Raw genomic sequence first — 19,317 nt, forward strand, 5'->3', positions numbered from 1 at the left:
AGCAGCATGGACCGCGATCTGCCGGGAGTGCACTTGCGCTGGCTGGCGCTCGAGGAGCAGACCCTCGACGCCGTGCGACTCCTGCCGCTGCTCACGCCGCTCGAGCGCACGCGGTTCGCGGCTACCGCCTCCGCCGCCACGGCCGAGCGCTTCGTCTTCGGCCGCGTGCTGCTGAGGATGCTGGCCGGCGAGCTGACCGGTCGGCCGGCCCGCGAGATCCGGGTCGTCGCCACCTGCCCGCGGTGCGGCGGAGCGCACGGGCGCCCGCACCTGGAAGGCGACGATGCCCTCGGAGAGCTCTCGGTGAGCATCGCCCACTGCGCAGGCGCCGTGGTCGCCGCGGTCAGTAGCGCCGGAGCCGTCGGCATCGACATCGAGCCCGTCGACGGGCCGCCCGGACGCGGCGACGACATTACCCGGATCGCGGGCGCCCCCTTCTCGACCGGGGGGACGCGTCTGGCTGACCCGATCCTGCACTGGACCCGGGTGGAGGCAGCGCTCAAAGCCGACGGTCGCGGGCTCGACGTCGACCCGCGACGCGTCCACGTGCACGAGTCGCGCCTCGCGGCCGAGGCTCGGATCGACGGCATGCGCTTCCGGCTTGCCGAGCCGCACCTCGACCCCGCCTTCCGCGTCAGCGTGGCTCTCGGTCCCCTCGAGGGAACGGCCGCTGGGCCCATCATCGGCTGGCGGCGTGAGCACGGCGACGCGTTGACCGACTCCGTGCTCTCGGTGAGCGGCGCCTCAGCGAGCGGGCGGTAGCGGAGGCAGCTCCTCATCGAGCAGCCACGCGTCGAGCAGCTCGTCGACCCGGTCGCCCGCGAGCTCCGTGCAGAGCTCGCGGAACTCTTCGTCGGTCACGGCGGCGAAGGCGTGGCGCGCTGTCCACGTGCGCAGCAGCCCGAAGAACGGCTCGTCGCCCATGCTGAGCCGCAGCGCGTGCAGGGTGAGCGCCCCGCGCTTGTAGACGCGGTCGTCGAACAGGGCGACGGGGCCAGGATCGCCGACGACGAGGTCTTGCGGCTGCCGACGCAGAAGCGCGTAGTGGCGGCGGGCGCACGCGTCTGCGGAGGCCCGGCCCGACTCCTCCGACCACAGCCACTCGGCGTAGCAGGCGAAGCCCTCATTGAGCCAGATGTGTCGCCAGTGGGCGATGCCCACGCTGTTGCCGAACCACTGGTGCGCGAGCTCGTGCGCGATGAGCCGCTCCGAACCGCCGGCGCCGTCGGCGTGATTGGCGCCGAACACGGCCATGCCCTGTGCCTCGAGCGGAATCTCGAGCGTGTCGGAGGTGACGACGACGCTGTACTGCTCGAAGGGGTACGGGCCGAAGAGGCGCACGAACAGCGCGATCATCGAGGCGAGCGGGGCGAAGTCGCGGGCGACCCGCGCGGCGAGCTCGGCCGGTCGCGCGAGGGTGACCGAGACTCCCGAGAGCTGCCGGTGCTCGAGGGCATAGCGGCCGATCTGCACCGAGGCGAGGTACGTCGACGTCGGCTCGCTCTGCTCGTACACCCAGGTGCGACGACCCGATCGCGCCGCCGACTCGATCAGCACGCCGTTCGCGAGGACGCTATAGCCCTCCTCCGCGGTGATGCGGAAGCGGAACGGCGCCTTGTCGGCGACATCGTCGTTGCAGGGGAACCAGGTCGATGCTCCCGACGGTTGCGAGGCGACGAGAACGCCGTCGGCAAGCTCCTCCCAGCCCAGCTCACCCCAGTGGCTCGCGCGGGGGGCGGGATGCCCGCCGTACTCGATCTCGACGACGACCGAGGAGCCGGCAGCGAGCGGCTCGGCCGGGGTGACCCGCAGCTTGTGGGCGGTCTGCTCGACCCGCGCCCGACGCCCCTCCACTTTCACCCGTGAGACGCGCAGCCGCGACAGGTCGAGCGAGAACCGCCGCAGCGGTTGCAGAGCGGTGATGCGGAGGCTCGCGTGCGCCGCGAGGCGATTGGTCGCCACGCGGTAGTCGAGGTCGAGGTCGTACGACTCGACCCGATAGCCGGTGTTGCCGATCTCGGGGAGGTAGGGGTCGCCCGCGGTCTCGAGTCCCGTCTGCGTCGGGCTCACGCGACGGGGGCGTGGTAGTCGGCGATCCGCACGTCGCGCCACGGTCCGATCGGGTTGCCGCTCCACCGGCTGCCGGCGGGCACGAGCTCGCCGCGCATCACGAGGGAGGCGGGTCCGACGGTGCCGTGCTGCGCGATGCGCGCGGCGGGAAGGATGACGCTGTGCGGCCCGAGGGTCGCTCCCGCATCGAGGCTCACGAGGTCCATGCTCATGATTCGATCATGGAACAGGTGGGTCTGCACGACGCACCCGCGATTGACCGCCGCTCCGTCGCCCAGGACCACCAGATCGGCCTCGGGGAGCCAATAGCTCTCGCACCACACGCCTCGGCCGATCCGTGCGCCGAGACTGCGCAGCCACCACACGAGTGCGGGAGTGCCGGCGGCCGCATGCGCGAACCAGGGGGCCGCGACCATCTCGGTGAAGGTGTCGGCGAGCTCGCTACGCCACACGAACGACGACCACAGCGGCTGCTCGCTGGGCCGCACCCGCTGGATTAGGATCCACTTCGCCGCCGTGGAGGCCGCCGCCGCGACGGCCCCGGCCACGAGGAGGACGACCCCACCCAGAAGCACGGCGACGAGGGCGCCGAACGTCTCCTCGAGCGCGAGCAGGCTCACCGCGACGCCCAGGCCGAGTGCGACCGAGACCACGACAGGCACGAAGCGACCGAGCTCCCAGGCGATGCGGGCGGCGCGCAGGCGGGTGGGTGGGCGGAAAGTGAGCGACGCCTCCGACTCGATCACGGTCCGCCGCAGGCGGACGGGCGGCGACCCGAGCCACGACGACCCCGGCTTCGACGTGCGCGGGGCCGAGGAGAGCACCGCCACGAGGCCGCCGCTCGGCACGGTATGGCCCGGCGCTGCCATGCCCGAATTGCCGAGGAACGCGCGCTCGCCGATCTCCGCGCGGGCGAGCCGCATCCAGCCGCCGCCGAGGGCGTAGGAGGCGACGAGGGTGTCGTCGGCGAGGAACGCTCCGTCGCGGATCGTGGTCATCGCCGGGAGCAGCAGCACCGTTGAGGCTTCGACATCGCGTCCGACGCGCGCGCCGAGCATCCGCAGCCAGACGGGAGTGAACAGGCCGGAGTAGAGGGGGAAGAGCAGAGTGCGCGCCTGATCGAGCAGACGCTCGGTCGACCAGACCTGCCAGCCGATCCGCCCCCGCACCGGGTGGGTGCCGGGTTCGACGCCGAGCCCGAGGAGGCGTACCAGCGCGACGACCATCGCCGCGAGCACGATCCCCGTGACGGCCACGGCCGGCACGAGAGCCGCGAACGCGCGTGGGACGGCCTCGCCGAGGTCGACCGAGCCTTGCGTCGCGATGGCGACGACTCCCGTCCCCGCGCCGAAGGCGAGTACGGGCACGGCGGCCAGCCCCACCGCCGAGAGGCCGTATGCCCACACCCATGCCGTGCGCCGGGGAGGACGCTCGGACGGGAACCCGAAACTCGCCTTGCCGAGGCGCTGTGCGGGTGAGCCTCCCCAGCGCTGCCCCGCGGGGACTCGGCCGAACACCGCGGAGCCCGGCTCGATCTGGGCGTTCTTGCCGATGCGCGTGCCGGGCAACAGCGTGCTCCGTGCGCCGACCGTGCTGCCGGCCCCGACGCGGACGGCGCCGACCCGCACGATGTCTCCGTCGATCCAGTAGCCGGAGAGGTCGACCTCGGGCTCGATCGCCGCGCCGCGCCCGAGCGTGAGCATGCCGGTGAGCGGAGGGAGCGAGTGCAGGTCGACGTCGTCGGCGATGCGAGCGCCGAGAGCGCGGGCGTAGTAGGCGACCCACGGTGCACCGGCCAGGCTGACCGCTCCGAGCTGGAACGCGATCTGCTCGGCGAGCCAGAGCCGCAGGTGCACCCCGCCGCCGCGGGGATGGTCGCCCGCGCGCACACCCCGGAGCAACGAGCGCGCGGCGAGAACGGTGAAGCCCATCCTCCCGAACGGCGTGCAGAACAGGGCGAAGGCGGGTATGAGCGCGAGCAGTGGCGCGGTCGGCAGCCAGTCGAAGCCGGGCAGGAGGTCGAGGAGGGCCGTCACAGTGAGGAGGGCCGTGAGCCAGCGAGCGCTGCCGAGCACGAGCAGGGGGGCGCCGAGGAGCGTCTGCAGCACCTGCATGCGGCGTGGGACGGGCGGGATCACGTGCCCGGACGCCTCCACGGTGCTCGTCGCCCGGCTCGCGATCTCGGCCGAGAGGGAGGCGAGCCGCGGGTGCGCGTAAACGTCGGCGACCGTGAACTCGGGGTCGCGCTCACGGATGCGGGCGACGAGCTGCGCCGCGGCGAGCGAGCCTCCACCGAGGTCGAAGAAGTTGGCGCGCTCGTCGACAGGGACGCCGAGAACCTCGCGCCAGAGCCCGGCCAGCCACGCGGTCTCGGGGTCGAGCGTCGGATCCTCCGCTGCCGTCTCGGCCAGAGGCCAGGGCAGCGCGGCCCGGTCGACCTTGCCGGAGGTGCGGGTGGGCAGCTCGTCGACGACGGCGAGCAGGGGGACGAGCGCGGCCGGCAGCTCCTCGCGCAGGCGCGCCAGAGCGGCGTCGCGGTCGAGCTCGCGACCGTCGGCGAGCGCGAGATAGCCGACGAGGACCTGGTTGCCGGCGCCCGTGGTGCGCACGGCGGCGGCGGCCCCAGAGACTCCCGGGAGCCCCTGGAGGGCTGCCTCGACCTCGCCGAGCTCGATCCGCCGGCCGCCGAGCTTCACCTGGTCGTCGGCACGGCCCTGGAACACCAGGCCGGCACTCTCGAAGCGCACCAGGTCGCCCGAGCGGTAGGCCCGCTCCCAGCCCAGCTGCGGAGCCGGCGCGTACTTCTCGGCGTCCTTCGCCGCGTCGAGATACCGCGCGAGTCCGACGCCGCCGATCACCAGCTCGCCCACCTCGCCCTCTGCGACGCGCTGCCCCTCGGCGTCGACCACGGCGAGACGCCAACCGTCGAGCGGCAGCCCGATACGGACGGGAGGCGGTCCGCCGAGGGGAGCGGCGCACGCGACGACGGTGGCCTCGGTGGGGCCGTAGGTGTTCCACACCTCGCGGCCCTCGACCGCGAGTCGTTCACCGAGCTCGGGCGGGCACGCCTCGCCGCCGAAGATGAGCAGGCGCACGTTCTCGAGCGACTCCGCGGGCCAGAGCGCAGCGAGCGTGGGCACCGTCGAGACGACGGTGATGCCGTGCGTGATCAGCCACGGCCCGAGGTCCATGCCGCTACGCACGAGCGAGCGGGGGGCCGGCACGAGGCAGGCGCCGTGCCGCCACGCGAGCCACATCTCCTCGCAGGAGGCGTCAAACGCGACCGAGAGCCCGGCGAGCACGCGGTCGCCCGGCCCGAGCGGCTCGTCCTGGAGGAACAGTCGCGCTTCCGCGTCGACGAACGCGGCCGCCGAGCGGTGGCTGACGGCGACGCCCTTCGGGGTGCCGGTCGAGCCGGAGGTGAAGATGATCCAGGCGTCGTCCTCGAGCGACGGCGGCTGCACGAGCGGGATCGACGCGGTACTGGGGTGCGGCGCCGAGCCCGAGAAGAGACGGGCGGGAGCGGCGTCGCCGTCACTGCGCTCGAAGCGGCCGGACCCGGTGATCACTCCCCGCACGGCCGCCTCCCCGAACACCAGCTGCGCGCGCTCCTCGGGATCGTCGGCGTCGACGGGCACGTAGGCGGCGCCGGCGGCGAGGATGGCGAGGATCGCGATGTAGAGCTCGCGCGAGCCGCTCGCCATCCGCACGCCCACCCGGTCGCCGCGAGAGACTCCCGCCGCGGTGAGCTCGCCCGCGGCGCCGACGACGCGTGCGAGGAGCTCCCGATAGCTGAGGGCGCCGGCCGGATCCTCGAGTGCGGAGGCGTCGGGATGCTGCGCGGCGCTCGCGCGGAGGACGTCGATGAGGGTCCGAGGAGGCGTCGCGAGCGCGCCCGCATCGAGGACGTCCTGCGGATGCGTGCTCTTGCCGGGGGCCGTCGCCGTCACGTCTCGTCTCCGTCCCGATCGCGCGAGGGGGAGTGCCGCGACCGGGGCGACACCGTAGGGCGCTGCGGTGACGCGGAGGTGAACAGCGGGTGCCGAGCGCTCAGTGCCCTGCGGGCACGGGCGCATCGGATTCCGCGGGCCGCCGGACGAAGAAGCCCGCGACGATGGCGGCCGTCGCGATGACCGCACCGCAGAGGAACGCCGCGTGGATGCCTCCGGCCGCCGCGGTGATCTGGTCGGCGCCCTCGCCCGCGAGCGATGCCGAGCGGAGGGAGAGGACCGTGACGAACAGGGCCGTGCCGGCGGCGCCTCCGAGCTGCTGCACCGTGCCGATCACGGCGCTGCCATGCGAGTAGAGAGCGGGGCGGACCGAGCCGAGCCCCGCGGTGAACAGCGGGGTGAACATGAACGCGAGGCCCAGGCTCAGCACCACGTGCAGCGCGAGCACGAACCACGAGGAGGAGGACCCGTCGAGCGTCGTGAGTCCCCACAGTGCCGCGGCGACGACGACCGAGCCCGGCACGAGCAACACTCGCGGACCGAAGCGGTCGTAGGCGCGGCCGACGAACGGCGCGAGCAGACCCATCAGCAGGCCTCCGGGGAGGAGTAGCAGGCCCGTCTGCAACGGCGTGAGCCCGAGCACGGTCTGCGTGTACAGCGGCAGGAGGATGAGCGTGCCGAAGAGCGCGGCCATGCTGACCGCCATCATCACGATGACGACGGTGAAGTTGGCTGAGGCGAAGGTGCGCAGATCGAGCAGGGCGCGATCGGTTCGCTGCAGCACGAGCTGGCGCGTGATGAAGCCGCCGAGACCGAGCGCCGCGACGACGAACGGCACCCACGGCGCCACGACTGCCGCGCCGCCCTCGCCGAGGCTGCTGAGACCGTAGACGAGGCCGCCGAAGCCGAACACCGAGAGGACGACCGAGAGGGAGTCGATCGGGATCGACCGCGGCTCGGTCACGTTCTCGACCCGTCGAAGGCCGAGGGCGAGCGCGGCGAGGGCGATGGGCAGCACGATCCAGAACATCCAGCGCCAGCCGAGCACGTCGAGGATCACGCCCGAGATCGTCGGGCCGACTGCCGGGGCCACCGAGATGACGATCGAGATGTTGCCCATCATCCGCCCGCGGATGGCCGGGGGAACGAGGGTCATCACCGTCGTCATGAGCAGCGGCATCATGATCGCGGTGCCGCCCGCCTGCACGACGCGCGCGGCGAGGAGCACGGGGAAGGTGGGTGCGAGCGCCGCCGTGAGGGTTCCCACGCTGAAGAGCGTCATCGCGGCGGCGAAGAGCGTGCGGGTGTGCAGGCGTTGGATCAGGTAGCCCGTGATCGGGATCACCACCGCCATCGTCAGCATGAACGCCGTCGAGAGCCACTGGCCGACGTGCGCCTCGACCCCGAAGTCGCGCATGAGATCGGGCAACGCCACGCTCATGATCGTCTCGTTGAGGATCACGACGAACGCCGACACCAGCAGAAGGCTGATGACGAGGCGGCTGCGCGGCTCGAGGCTCTCGGCGCTCTCTGCGGCGCGGGCCGGGCGGGTCTCGGGAAGGGTGCGCTCGGTCACAGGTCGTCTCCGGTCAGGGCGAGGGCGGGCAAGGCCGCGGGCAGGAACAGCGGGGGCTGGCGGGAACCAGGGTGAGCGGCTGGGACAGCCGAGTGCACAGCAGCGGACGAATCACGAACGCTTCGGACATCAGAACCATGCCACCCACCTCCGACATTCCCGATCGGCGAGGATCGGCTGCGCGGATCTTCAGGCCAGGACGGCTGCGAACGCCTCGGCGGCGGCGCGCGCCTCCTCGAGGGTGGACCCCTCGCCGAAGCTGAAGCGCACGGCCGTCTGCGCCAGCTCCGGCGCCAGACCCAGCGCGAGGAGGGTCGGCGACGGTTCGTCGCGCCCCGCCGCGCACGCCGAGCCGCTCGACACCACGATCCCGCGCTCCTCCAGGGCGAGCAGCACCGACTCCCCGCTGCGCCCCGGCACCACGAAGGCGGCGATCGAGGGAAGGCGGTGCTCGAGGGACCCCACAGCCATCGCTCGAGGCGTCAGCGCGGCCACTCGCGCGCAGAACTCGTCGCGCACGGCTCCCACTCGTGCGGCGCGCGCCGGCTCGACGAGCCCGACCGCCACCCCCAGCGCTACCGCGAACGCCACGTTCTCGGTGCCCGAGCGCCTCTCTCGCTCCTGCCCGCCGCCGTGCACGAGCGGCTCGAAGGGCAGGCGCCGTCGCAGGAGCAGCGCTCCGACCCCCTTGGGCGCCCCGAGCTTGTGACCCGAGATCGAGACTGCGTCGGCCGCGAACGCGCTCGCGTCGATCCAGCCCGCCGCCTGGACCGCGTCGACATGCAGGGGCACGCCGCGCTCACGGCAGAGCACGGCGATCGCCGGGATGTCTTGCACTGTGCCGATCTCGTTGTTCGCTGCCATCACCGAGACGAGCGTCGTGTCTGCCCGCACGAGCGCAGAGAGCTCCTCTGCATCGACTCGCCCGTGTGCGTCGACGGGCGCGACCGAGACGGTGAAGCCGTGCAGTCGTCGCAAGTGGTCGGCCGACTCCACCGTCGCCTCGTGCTCGATCGCCGAGATCACGAGATGGCGCCCGCGCGGCGCGCCCAGCGCGAGGCCCTTCACCGCCGTGTTGATCGACTCCGTGCCGCCCGAGGTGAAGAGGGTCTCGGAGGCACGCCCGCCGAGAAAGCGCGCCACTCGCTCGCGCGCCTGGTCGAGAGCGCGAGACGCGGAGCCTCCCAGCGCATGGCTGCTCGACGGGTTGCCGTACTCCTGCGTGAGGAACGGCCACATCGCCTCCAGCACCTCGCGGCGCACCGGAGACGTCGCTGCGTGGTCGAGGTAGATCACGCGACCGCGATGTCCAGGCCCAGGTCGAGCGAGCGCACGCTGTGGGTGAGCGCACCGACCGAGATCACGTCGACCCCCGCTTCGGCGATCGCGCGGACCGTGTCGAGGTTCACGCCTCCGCTCGCCTCGACGACGGCGCGCCCGCCGATCAGAGCGACGCCGTGCGCGAGCTGCTCGGGCGTGAAATTGTCGAGCATGATCGTGTCGGCGCCGCCCGCGAGCGCCTGCTCGATCTGTTCCAGCCGATCCACCTCGACCTCGATGTGGGTGGTGTGCGGCACGGAGGCGCGAGCGGCCAGGAGGGCGGCCGTCAGGTCGACCCCGCGCTGGGCGAGGATGGCGAGGTGGTTGTCCTTGGCGAGGATCGCGTCCGAGAGCGAGAAACGGTGGTTGTGCCCGCCGCCGCTGCGCACCGCGTGTCGTTCGAGTGCGCGCAGGCCCGGCGTGGTCTTACGGGTGTCGACGATGCGGGCCCGCGTGCCCGCTACCGCGGCGACGTAGCGCGAGGTGAGGGTGGCGATGCCGCTCATCCGCTGCACGAGGTTGAGGGCGACGCGTTCGCCGCGCAGCACGCCTCCGGCCGGCCCGTCGATGCGGGCGAGGGTGGCTCCCGCCTCGAAGCCGGTGCCGTCCTCGACGAGGACGGTGCAGCGGATGCGGGAGTCGGCCTGGAGCATCGTGCCGACCAGGACCGCTCCTCCGCTGAAGACTCCCGGCTCGCGGGCGACGAGGGCCGCTGAGGCGGTGGCGTCGGCGGGGATCAAAGTGTCCGAGGTGACGTCGCCCCAGGGCGCGTCTTCCTCCAGCGCGAGGGTGACGATGCGTTCGATGGTCTGGCGGGTCAGCACTGCAGGGCTGCCTTTCTGCTGTCGGTGGCGCGGGCGGCGCTCGCCGAGGGGTGGTCGGAGGCATCGCTGCGGTAGTGGGCGCCGCGTGAGGAGGTGCGGGCGAGGGCGGCGTCGACGAGGGCGAGGCCGCAGGCGAGCAGATTCGCATCCTCGAGCGTCCGCAGATCCAGCGGCGCGGGAGTCGCGGAGGCGGTCAGCGCGTCCCGCAGGCCCACGAGCCCCGCTGCGTCCCGCGAGAGCCCTGCACCCGCCCACATCTGCTCCTGCAGTTCTCGGCGGTCGAGCGCGACCGGCGCGACCCGGTGCCGACTCCCGCCCCGGATGCCACCGCGACGTGCCTCCTTAGGCGTGGCGCGTGCCAGGGCGGCCTCGCGCGTCAGCATGTCCAGGGCGGTGGCGGCTCGCCGAGCGAAGACGACGCCCTCGAGGAGGCTGTTCGAGGCCAGGCGGTTCGCGCCGTGCACTCCCGTCCGCGCGACCTCGCCGACGGCGAGAAGGCCGGGGAGGCTCGTACGGCCGTCGAGGTCGGTCGCGATCCCGCCCATCCAGTAGTGCGCCGCAGGGGTCACCGGCAGCAGATCGTCGGCGAGCGAGAGTCCGTTGGCCCGGCACACCGCCGAGATCGTCGGGAAACGGCGCGCAAGCACGTCGGGTGCGAGGGCGCGCGCGTCGAGGTGCACCGGCAGTCCGCCCTGGAGGCGCATCCGATCGGCGATCGCCCGCGCGACCACATCCCGTGGGGCGAGCTCGGCATCGGGGTGCAGCCCGAGCAGGAACCGTTCGCCCGCGGCGTCCCGCAGCACCGCGCCCTCGCCGCGCACCGCCTCGGACACGAGGAAGCCGCCGGGCAGAGCCAGCGTCGTCGGATGGAACTGGTAGAACTCCAGATCGGCCACCTCGGCACCGGCGCGGAGCGCCGCGGCGAGCCCGTCTCCCGTGGAGACCGTGGGATTCGTGGTGTGCCGGTAGAGCTGCCCCGCACCTCCCGTCGCGAGGACGACCGCGTCGGCCGTCAGCCGTTCGACACGCCCGGCGTGGAGCACCTCCGCTCCCGTGACGATGTCGCCCGAGAGTACGAGGTCGACGAGCGCGGTCTGCTCGCGCACCTCCACCGAGCCGGAGGCGTCGCGCACCGCCGCCACGAGCGCCTCCTCGATCGCGGCTCCCGTCGCGTCACCGCCCGCGTGCAGGATGCGGGGTCGCGAGTGCGCGCCCTCGAGTCCGCGCGCGAGCTCCTCGCCCTCGCGGTCGAACGCGACGCCCCACTCCTGCAGGGCGGCGACTGCGGTCGGCCCCTCGGCGCACAGCACCTCGACCGCCTCCCGCACGGCGAGTCCGGCGCCGGCGGTCAGCGTGTCCTCGACGTGCAGAGCCACGGAGTCGGACGGCGCGGTCACCGCCGCGATCCCGCCCTGGGCCGCGCGGGTGGACGATTCGGCGAGCATGCCCTTGGTCACGAGCACCACCTCGTGCCGGCGCGAGGCGACGAGTGCGGTCACGAGGCCGGCGATCCCGCTGCCGACGACGACGATGCGCGCCATCTCAGCCGGCCGCCGGAGCGACGGGTCCGGCGGGCGGCACCGCGGCGAGCATCCGTTCGAGGGCGATGCGCGCCTCGGCCTGCACCGACTCGTCGACGGCGATGCGGTTGAGCACGGTGCCCTCGAGGAGCCCCTCGAGCACCCACGCGAGGTATCCCGGGTGGATGCGGTACATGGTCGAGCAGGGGCACACCACGTCGTCGAGGCAGAAGATCGTGTGCTGCGGGTACTGCGCCGCGAGGCGCTGCACCAGGTTGATCTCCGTGCCGATCGCGAACGTCGACCCCGCGGGCGCCGCCTGGATCGCCTTGACGATGTAGTCGGTGGAGCCGTACTCATCGGCCGCGTCGACGACCGCCATCGGGCACTCCGGGTGGACGATCACGCGCACGTCGGGGTGCTCTGCCCGCGCGCGTTCGATCTGCGCGACCGTGAAGCGCTTGTGCACCGAGCAGAAGCCGTGCCAGAGGATCACCTGCGCATCGAGCAGCGTCGCGGTGTCGGAGCCGCCCCGGGGCTTCCGCGGATTCCACATCGGCATGCGCTCCAGCGGCACCCCCATCGCTTTCGCGGTGTTGCGGCCGAGATGCTGATCGGGGAAGAAGAGCACCCGCTGGCCGCGCGCGAACGCGTCTTCGAGCACGGTCGCGGCGTTCGAGGAGGTGCACACGACTCCGCCGTTGCGCCCGCAGAACGCCTTCAGCGCGGCGGAGGAGTTCATGTAGGTGACCGGGACCAGCGGCACCCGGCCGTCGGCGTCCGGCTCGGTGCCGTACAACTCGGTGAGCTCGGCCCAGGCGTCCTCGACCGAGTCGATGTCGGCCATGTCGGCCATCGAGCAGCCGGCGGCCAGGTTCGGGAGGATCACGGCCTGCTCCGGCGCCGAGAGGATGTCGGCGGTCTCGGCCATGAAGTGCACGCCACAGAAGACGATGGCCTCGGCGTCGGGGCGGCTCGTCGCCGCCTTGGCCAGTTGGAAGGAGTCGCCCACGTAGTCGGCGTATTGCACGACCTCGTCGCGCTGGTAGAAGTGGCCGAGCACGACGACTCGCTCGCCGAGGGTCTCCTTCGCCCGCAGGATGCGCTCGTGCAGCTCCTCGGCGCTCGCCGTCGTGTACTCCTCGGGCAGGCGGCCCTGCACGGGTGCCTCCGCGGGGATGGGGTCGGCCTGGGAGGCGCCCGGGCCGTAGGCGGGGAACCCGAGGTCGAACGCCCACGGCGCTTCGGCGAGCTCGGGGGCGCAGGTGGCGCCGGGTGCGGATCCGCTTTCGATGAGTCGGATGGTGCTGTCGACGGATGTCACGGTGTCTCCTCGTGAAGGTGTCAGAAGGTCGGGACGCTCAGACGGGGAGCGGGCCGTTGTCGACGAGGGCGGTGGACTCGTCGTAGCGATAGAGCCGGGGCGGCCGGTGGCGGGTGCCGGTTAGGCGCTCTCCGGTGGGGACCACGGCGCGCGAGCCCTCGATCATCCGGCGGAAGTTCGCGGGGTCGAGCGGCTTTTGCAGCACCGCTTCGTGCACCTCGCGCAGCTGGGCGAGGGTGAAGGTCTCGCCGAGGAACGCTTGCGCGATGCGGGAGTACTCCATCTTGTTGCGCAGACGCCAGAGGGCGTAGTCGACGATCAGCCCGTGGTCGAAGGCCAGATCGAGGGGCAGGTCGGTGCAGAGCCAGGTCACGTTCTCGCCGACGATCGCCTCGTCGGCTTCGGAGGTGCGCACGAGGGCCCAGTAGACGATCGAGACGACGCGGCGGGCGCCGGGGGAGCGGTCGATGCCTCCTACCGCGTAGAGCTGCTCGAGGTAGCGGGGTGCGAGGCCGGTCGTCTCGCGGAGTGTGCGCCTGGCGGCCTCCGCGAGGTCTTCGTCGGCGCGCAGCGGGCCGCCCGGGAGTGCCCACAGTCCGTAGAACGGCTCGCGGATGCGACGGACGACGGGGATCCACACCGTGCTCGCGCCGGTCTGGGGGTGTGGGCGCAGCGCGAAGATGACCGTCGAGACCGCGAGCTGCGGCTGGTCGTCTCTCTCCACGTGGTGCATCCCTACTAAAAGTCGCGCTGACTCTAAGCGCTGCGCCGAGCTTAGTGTCACCCTGACCCTCACACCAAACCCACCCGTGCTCCGCCCCCCCCGCGAGATGCCACCTCTGCGCACGACACGCCGAGGGAGGCGCACACAACTGGCATCTCGCGGGGCCGCCCGCCTCGCCGGGTAGGGTGGGCGCACAACCGAACACCGGGCCGCAATACGCGACGCGGGAGAGCCGACTCCGGTCGGCACCGAAGGAGCAAGCCTCCCCGCCAATCTCTCAGGTCTTGTACCGCGTCGAACTGGCCACTCTGGAAAGCGATCGGTTCCGATCCGCCCATGGTGAAAGCGCTCGAGCGCGAATCTCTCAGGCTCCACGACAGAGGGGGAGTTCCCACGGCACTGCTGTGCGGTGCCGCCGTGTGCGGCGCGCCACGAGCACTGCGACGATCTGGAGAACTCATGTCCGAAACCCCGTCGATCCCGGCGACCAGTCCCGAGCCCCGCTATTCGCCCCTGCACGAGGTGCACGTGGCGGCCGGCGCCTCCTTCACCGACTTCGCCGGCTGGCAGATGCCGGTGCGCTACTCCGGCGACCTCGCCGAGCATCACGCCGTGCGGACCGCCGCCGGCCTCTTCGACCTCTCGCACATGGCCGAGATCCTCGTGGTGGGCCCGGAGGCGGTGGACGCCCTCGACTACGCGCTCGCCGGCAACATCTCGGCTGTGGCCGTCGGCCGCGCCAAATACAGCCTTCTGCTCGAGCGCACGGGAGGAGTCATCGACGACCTCGTCGTGTACCGCACGGGCGAGGACCGCTTCCTCATCGTCGCGAACGCCTCCAACCGACACGTCGTCGCCGAGCAGCTGCGGGACCGCACCGCGATGTTCGACTGCGAGCTGTTCGACGAGAGCGACGACCTCGCGCTGATCGCCCTCCAGGGTCCGCGAGCACTCGAGATCCTGCAGAACGTGCAAGGGCTCGCGGTCGAGACCGAGCGCGGAGAGGAGTCGGTGCTCGACACCGACGACGCCGCGCGCTTGCTCGCCGAACTGCGCTACTACCGTGCGGTCCCTGGCACCTTCGAGGCGCACCCCATCCTTCTCGCGCGCACGGGCTACACCGGCGAGGACGGCTTCGAGATCTACGTCTCGCCCGAGGCCGCCCCCTCGCTGTGGGAGGCGCTCGCCGAGACCGGCGCGGGAGCGGGCCTCGTCCCCGCGGGCCTCGCCGCGCGCGACACTCTCCGCCTCGAAGCCGGCATGCCGCTCTACGGCCACGAGCTCTCGCGCGCGGTGTTCCCCGCCCAGGCGGGACTGGGACGCGTCGTCGCCTTCGACAAGCCGATCGACTTCGTCGGTCGCGCGGCGAGCGAGGAGGGTCCGGCCGGCGACGCTCCTGTCCTCGTGGGCCTGCTCGGAGAGGGGCGCCGCGCCGCGCGCGCCGACTACCGCGTCTTCGCCGGCGACGAGCCGGTCGGAGTCGTCACGAGCGGCGTCCTGTCGCCCACCCTCGGCGTCCCCATCGCGATGGCCTACGTCGCGCCCGCCTCCGCGCAGCCCGGCACGACGCTCTCCGTCGACGTCCGCGGCAGTCGCCTCCCGATGACCGTCACCGAGCTCCCCTTCTACTCGAGAAAGAAGAACTGACATGGCCCTTCCGAGCGAGCTGCAGTACACCTCCGACCACGAGTGGATCCTCGTCGAGGGCGACACGGCGACGGTGGGCATCACCGCGTACGCCGCCGACAAGCTGGGCGACGTCGTCTTCGTCGAGCTCCCCGACGCGGGCGCCCGCGTCGAGGGCGGCACCGTCGTCGGCGAGATCGAGTCGACCAAGTCGGTCGGCGAGCTCTTCGCGCCGGTCGACGGTGAGGTCCTCGAGACCAACTCCGCCGTGGTCGACGCCCCCGAGCTGGTCAACTCCGACCCGTTCGGCGAGGGCTGGCTCATCAAGGTGCGCTTCGAGACGCTCCCTGACGGCCTCCTCGACGCCGCCGCCTATTCCGAGCTGGTCGGCGAGTAGATGGCGGCCCCCAGGATCCCTGGCGAGTTCGAGTCCCGCCACATCGGCACCGACGCCGGCGCCCAGCGCACCATGCTGGCGACCCTCGGCTACGACTCCGTCGAGGAACTCGTCACCGCGGCTGTGCCCGAGTCGATCCGCATGGCCGAGCTCGAGCCGGTGCTTCCGGCGCCCGCGAGCGAGACGGAGGCGCTCGCCGAGCTGCGCGCGCTCGCTGCGCGCAACACGGTGCGGCGCCCACTGATCGGCCTCGGCTACTACGGCACGCACACGCCGGCCATCATCACGCGCAACGTCCTCGAGAACCCCAGCTGGTACACGGCGTACACGCCGTATCAGCCCGAGATCTCGCAGGGGCGTCTGGAGGCGCTCCTCAACTTCCAGACGATGGTCGCCGATCTGACCGGGCTCGAGACCGCTGGAGCGTCGATGCTCGACGAGGGCACCGCCGTCGTCGAGGCGATGTTGCTCGCCCGCCGCGCCTCGAAGGTGCGCAGCGACGCCTTCATCGTCGACTCCGATGCCTTCCCGCAGACGCTCGCGCTGCTGCGGGGCCGAGCGGATGCGGTGGGCATCCGGCTCGTCGAACTCCCGCTCTCGCGCACCGAGCCGGAGGCGTTGCCGGAGGCGTTCGGCGTCCTCGTGCAATACCCCGGCACCTCCGGACACCTGTGGGACCCGTCGGCCGTCCTCGGCGCCGTCACTGGACGCGGCGGCCTCGCGGTCGTCGCCGCCGACCTGCTCGCCCTCACCCTCGTGCGCTCGCCGGGCGAGCTCGGTGCCGACGTCGCCGTCGGCACGACGCAGCGCTTCGGCGTGCCGCTCGGCTTCGGCGGACCGCATGCCGGCTACCTCGCCGTGCGCCGCGGCCTCGAGCGCCAGTTGCCGGGTCGCCTCGTCGGTGTCAGCCAGGATGCGGCGGGCCACCCCGCGTACCGTCTCTCGCTGCAGGCCCGGGAGCAGCACATCCGTCGCGAGAAGGCGACCTCCAACATCTGTACAGCGCAGGTCCTTCTCGCTGTCATGGCGGCGATGTACGCCGTGTACCACGGGCCGGACGGCCTCGCGGCGATCGCCGAGCGCGTGCACGCGCGGGCGGCGCTCCTGGCCCGCCTCCTGCTCGATCGCGGCCACTCCCTCCGTCACGCCGACTTCTTCGACACCCTCGCCGTCGTCGTGCCCCAGGGCGCGGAGGCGGCCGTCGCTCGGGCGCGCGACGCCGGCTTCGACCTGCGGCTCATCGACGCCGACACCGTGGGCGTCTCGATCGACGAGACGGTCACCGACCTCGAGGTCGTCGCCGTCGCGATCGCGATCGGCGACCTCGACCACTCCTTCGGCTTCGTCGGGGGAGCCGCGCGCAGCATCCCCGCGGCACTCGAGCGCACGACGCCGTTCCTCGGGCATCCCGTCTTCACCACCCACCGCAGCGAGACGTCGATGATGCGCTATCTCAAGCGCCTCGCCGACGCGGACTACGCGCTCGACCGGGGCATGATCCCGCTCGGGTCTTGCACGATGAAGCTCAACGCCGCGAGCGAGATGGAGGCGGTCAGCTGGCCGGAGTTCGCTGGCCTGCACCCGTTCGCCCCCGAGGCCGACGTCGAGGGCTCGCTCGAGCTGATCGATCAGCTCGAGCAGTGGCTCGCCCACCTGACCGGCTACGACTCCGTCTCCCTCCAGCCCAACGCGGGATCGCAGGGCGAGCTCGCGGGCCTGCTGGCGATCCGTGGCTACCACCGCTCCCGTGGCGAGGAGGCGCGTACGGTCTGCCTCATCCCCTCCAGCGCCCACGGCACCAACGCCGCGAGCGCCGTGCTCGCCGGGATGCGGGTCGTGGTCGTCGCGTGCGACGAGCTCGGCAACGTCGATCTGGACGACCTGCGCACGAAGATCGCCGAGCATGCCTCTGCCCTCGCCGCGCTGATGATCACGTATCCGTCGACGCACGGCGTGTACGAGCACGAGGTCGCCGAGATCTGTCGGCTGGTGCACGAGGCGGGCGGCCAGGTCTACGTCGACGGCGCGAACCTCAACGCCCTGCTCGGTTTCGCGCGCTTCGGCGACTTCGGCGGCGACGTCTCGCACCTCAACCTGCACAAGACGTTCTGCATCCCGCACGGCGGAGGCGGCCCGGGGGTCGGCCCCGTCGCCGCGAAGGCGCACCTCGCGCCGTTCCTGCCGGGGCACCCGCTCGCGCAACGCCTCGAGCACGCCGTCGGCGGCGAGCGTGTGGTGCACGGAGGCGCTCCTGTCTCGGCCGCGCCCTACGGCAGCCCCGGCATCCTCCCGATCTCCTGGGCGTACGCGCGCATGATGGGCGAGGAGGGGCTGCGGGCGGCGACCGGCGCGGCCGTCCTCGCCGCGAACTACGTGGCCGCGCGCCTGAACGAGCACTTCCCGGTGCTGTATGCGGGCGACAACGGACTGGTCGCGCACGAGTGCATCCTCGACATCCGTCCGCTCACGGCGTCGACGGGAGTCACGGTCGATGATGTCGCGAAGCGCCTCGTCGACTACGGGTTCCATGCGCCGACCATGAGCTTCCCCGTCGCGGGAACGCTGATGGTCGAGCCGACCGAGAGCGAGGACCTCGCCGAGATCGATCGCTTCATCGAGGCGATGATCGGGATCAAGGCGGAGGCCGATCGCGTGGGTGCGGGGGAGTGGCCGGTGGACGACAACCCGCTGCGCGGCGCCCCGCACACCGCCGAGTGCCTGGTGGCGGAGGAATGGACGCACCCGTACACCCGCGAGGAGGCCGTGTACCCGGTCCGCTCACTCGTGCGCGGCAAGTATTGGCCTCCGGTCCGCCGCGTCGACCAGGCCTACGGCGACCGCAACCTCGTGTGCGCGTGCCCGCCGATCGAGGCGTTCGCCTGAGCTGCACCTGACCGCACGGGATCGGTCGGGCTCGCTCAGCGCGTCGGTGTCGGTGTCGGCGTGGCCACCGAGGTCGGTGCGCTGAAGAGTTCCGGCCACAGGGCGACCGCGAGCGGATATCCGACGAACGAGACGATGTCGATGATCGAGTGCGCGATCACGAGCGGCAGCGTGCGTCCGAATCGCTGGTAGAACAGCCCGAAGACCAGTCCCATCACGACGTTCCCGAGGAACGGGCCGATCCCCTGGTACAGGTGGTAGCTGCCGCGCAGTAGCGCGCTGGCCGCCAGGATCCGCCAGCGTCCCCAGCCCAGGTCGCCGAGCCGCGCGAAGAGGTAGCCGACGACGATGACCTCCTCTTGGATCCCCGCGCGGATCGCGGAGAGCACGAGGACGGGGATCGTCCACCACAGGTAGTCCTGAGGGGAGGCGTTGACGGCCACGGTGATGCCGAGGAGGCGTCCCAGCGCGTAGAACGCGATCCCCGGAGCGCCGATCAGGACCGCGAGCGCGGCGCCCGACCGGAGGTCGGCCCAGGGGCGCCGGAGGTCGAGGCCGAGACGTCCGAGCGGGCGTCCCGTGCTCTGCCACAGCAGGAACGCGCAGAGCGCTACGGGAACGACGTCGAAGAAGAGGGCGAGCAGTTGGTAGATCAGGTCGAAGGTCGGCCTGTCGCTCAGCGAGCCGTTGATCGTCGCCGTCTGGTCGCCGAGCGCGATCGGCTGGGTGAGCTTGTTCGCGAGGGAGACGATCGAATACACCGCGGAGGCGCCGAGCGAGAGCCCCAGAACCAGGAGGATCTCCACGCGGAGGCGTCCTCGCGGCTCCACGCGTCCTGTCAACTCGGTGGGCACTCGTCGAGACTTCTCTGTAGGGGGGCTTTGTATCGATGTGTTGCGTCGAAGGGAGGTGCGGCGCAGCATCCGTGCGAAACGACGCAAAGATTCCACCTCCTGGTTACCGCTATGTAACGGTTCCCTCATGCTTTTGTGCAGATAGCGAGTCGATACATAGTCTCGTGACAGGCATCAGCGCGATGGCCACCAGTCTCGCGCGCCGACCCCGTCGCCACGCGCACGGCACACCACCGCGTCAGGGAGAAA

General features: G+C 71.9%; 13 protein-coding genes and 1 riboswitch. Of the genes, 4 read left to right on the forward strand and 9 right to left on the reverse strand.

Annotated elements, in window-relative coordinates:
* Positions 1-6: 6 nt before the first annotated feature.
* Complete coding sequence (locus ITJ45_RS13110; protein ID WP_194610645.1) at positions 7-762, forward strand: 4'-phosphopantetheinyl transferase family protein; 756 nt, start codon at positions 7-9, stop codon at positions 760-762.
* Here ITJ45_RS13110 and ITJ45_RS13115 read toward each other — a convergent pair.
* The 8 genes from ITJ45_RS13115 to ITJ45_RS13150 all read right to left on the reverse strand — a co-directional run bounded on the left by ITJ45_RS13115 (position 745) and on the right by ITJ45_RS13150 (position 13,308).
* A complete protein-coding gene (locus ITJ45_RS13115) occupies positions 745-2,070 on the reverse strand; it encodes a M1 family metallopeptidase (protein ID WP_323743036.1) in 1,326 nt (441 codons plus the stop codon). The two genes, ITJ45_RS13110 and ITJ45_RS13115, sit on opposite strands and share 18 nt — an antisense overlap.
* Positions 2,067-6,020: a Pls/PosA family non-ribosomal peptide synthetase gene (locus ITJ45_RS13120; protein WP_416365302.1), complete on the reverse strand. Its 3,954-nt coding sequence runs from the start codon at positions 6,018-6,020 to the stop codon at positions 2,067-2,069. Before ITJ45_RS13120 ends, ITJ45_RS13115 begins: the two co-directional genes overlap by 4 nt.
* 100 nt (positions 6,021-6,120) lie before the next feature.
* Positions 6,121-7,596: a DHA2 family efflux MFS transporter permease subunit gene (locus ITJ45_RS13125; RefSeq protein ID WP_194610638.1), complete on the reverse strand. Its 1,476-nt coding sequence runs from the start codon at positions 7,594-7,596 to the stop codon at positions 6,121-6,123.
* A gap of 189 nt (positions 7,597-7,785) precedes the next feature.
* The gene (locus ITJ45_RS13130; protein ID WP_194610636.1) at positions 7,786-8,892 is read right to left on the reverse strand and encodes a cysteine desulfurase family protein; all 1,107 of its coding nucleotides are present in this window, start codon (positions 8,890-8,892) and stop codon (positions 7,786-7,788) included.
* Positions 8,889-9,740, reverse strand: a complete 852-nt coding sequence (nadC, locus tag ITJ45_RS13135) for a carboxylating nicotinate-nucleotide diphosphorylase (RefSeq protein ID WP_194610634.1) — start codon at positions 9,738-9,740, stop codon at positions 8,889-8,891. The genes ITJ45_RS13130 and nadC overlap by 4 nt, the downstream gene beginning before the upstream one ends.
* Positions 9,734-11,281: an L-aspartate oxidase gene (nadB, locus tag ITJ45_RS13140; protein ID WP_194610632.1), complete on the reverse strand. Its 1,548-nt coding sequence runs from the start codon at positions 11,279-11,281 to the stop codon at positions 9,734-9,736. Before nadB ends, nadC begins: the two co-directional genes overlap by 7 nt.
* 1 nt (position 11,282) lies before the next feature.
* Complete coding sequence (gene nadA / locus ITJ45_RS13145) at positions 11,283-12,584, reverse strand: quinolinate synthase NadA (RefSeq protein WP_194610630.1); 1,302 nt, start codon at positions 12,582-12,584, stop codon at positions 11,283-11,285.
* Between the two features lie 37 nt (positions 12,585-12,621).
* The gene (locus ITJ45_RS13150) at positions 12,622-13,308 is read right to left on the reverse strand and encodes an NUDIX hydrolase (protein WP_323743035.1); all 687 of its coding nucleotides are present in this window, start codon (positions 13,306-13,308) and stop codon (positions 12,622-12,624) included.
* Between the two features lie 214 nt (positions 13,309-13,522).
* Positions 13,523-13,610: riboswitch (glycine riboswitch) on the forward strand.
* A gap of 157 nt (positions 13,611-13,767) precedes the next feature.
* Here ITJ45_RS13150 and gcvT point away from each other — a divergent pair.
* Genes gcvT through gcvP form a run of 3 tightly spaced genes read left to right on the forward strand, consistent with a single transcriptional unit; the run spans position 13,768 to position 18,214 of the window.
* Positions 13,768-14,955 (forward strand): glycine cleavage system aminomethyltransferase GcvT, encoded by a 1,188-nt coding sequence (gcvT, locus tag ITJ45_RS13155; RefSeq protein ID WP_194610626.1) that lies wholly within the window; start codon positions 13,768-13,770, stop codon positions 14,953-14,955.
* A gap of 1 nt (position 14,956) precedes the next feature.
* Positions 14,957-15,331, forward strand: a complete 375-nt coding sequence (gcvH, locus tag ITJ45_RS13160; protein ID WP_194610624.1) for a glycine cleavage system protein GcvH — start codon at positions 14,957-14,959, stop codon at positions 15,329-15,331.
* Positions 15,332-18,214 carry an aminomethyl-transferring glycine dehydrogenase gene (gene gcvP, locus ITJ45_RS13165; protein WP_194610622.1) on the forward strand — a complete coding sequence of 961 codons (2,883 nt, stop codon included), beginning with the start codon at positions 15,332-15,334 and terminating at the stop codon, positions 18,212-18,214.
* 35 nt (positions 18,215-18,249) lie between these two features.
* Here the strand turns inward: gcvP and ITJ45_RS13170 are convergent, their stop codons facing one another.
* Positions 18,250-19,020, reverse strand: coding sequence for a CPBP family intramembrane glutamic endopeptidase (locus ITJ45_RS13170; protein WP_323743034.1), 771 nt, complete (start codon positions 19,018-19,020; stop codon positions 18,250-18,252).
* Positions 19,021-19,317 lie beyond the last annotated feature (297 nt).

Source organism: Rathayibacter sp. VKM Ac-2879, from assembly GCF_015351245.1.
In the GTDB taxonomy this organism is placed as follows: Bacteria; Actinomycetota; Actinomycetes; order Actinomycetales; family Microbacteriaceae; genus Rathayibacter.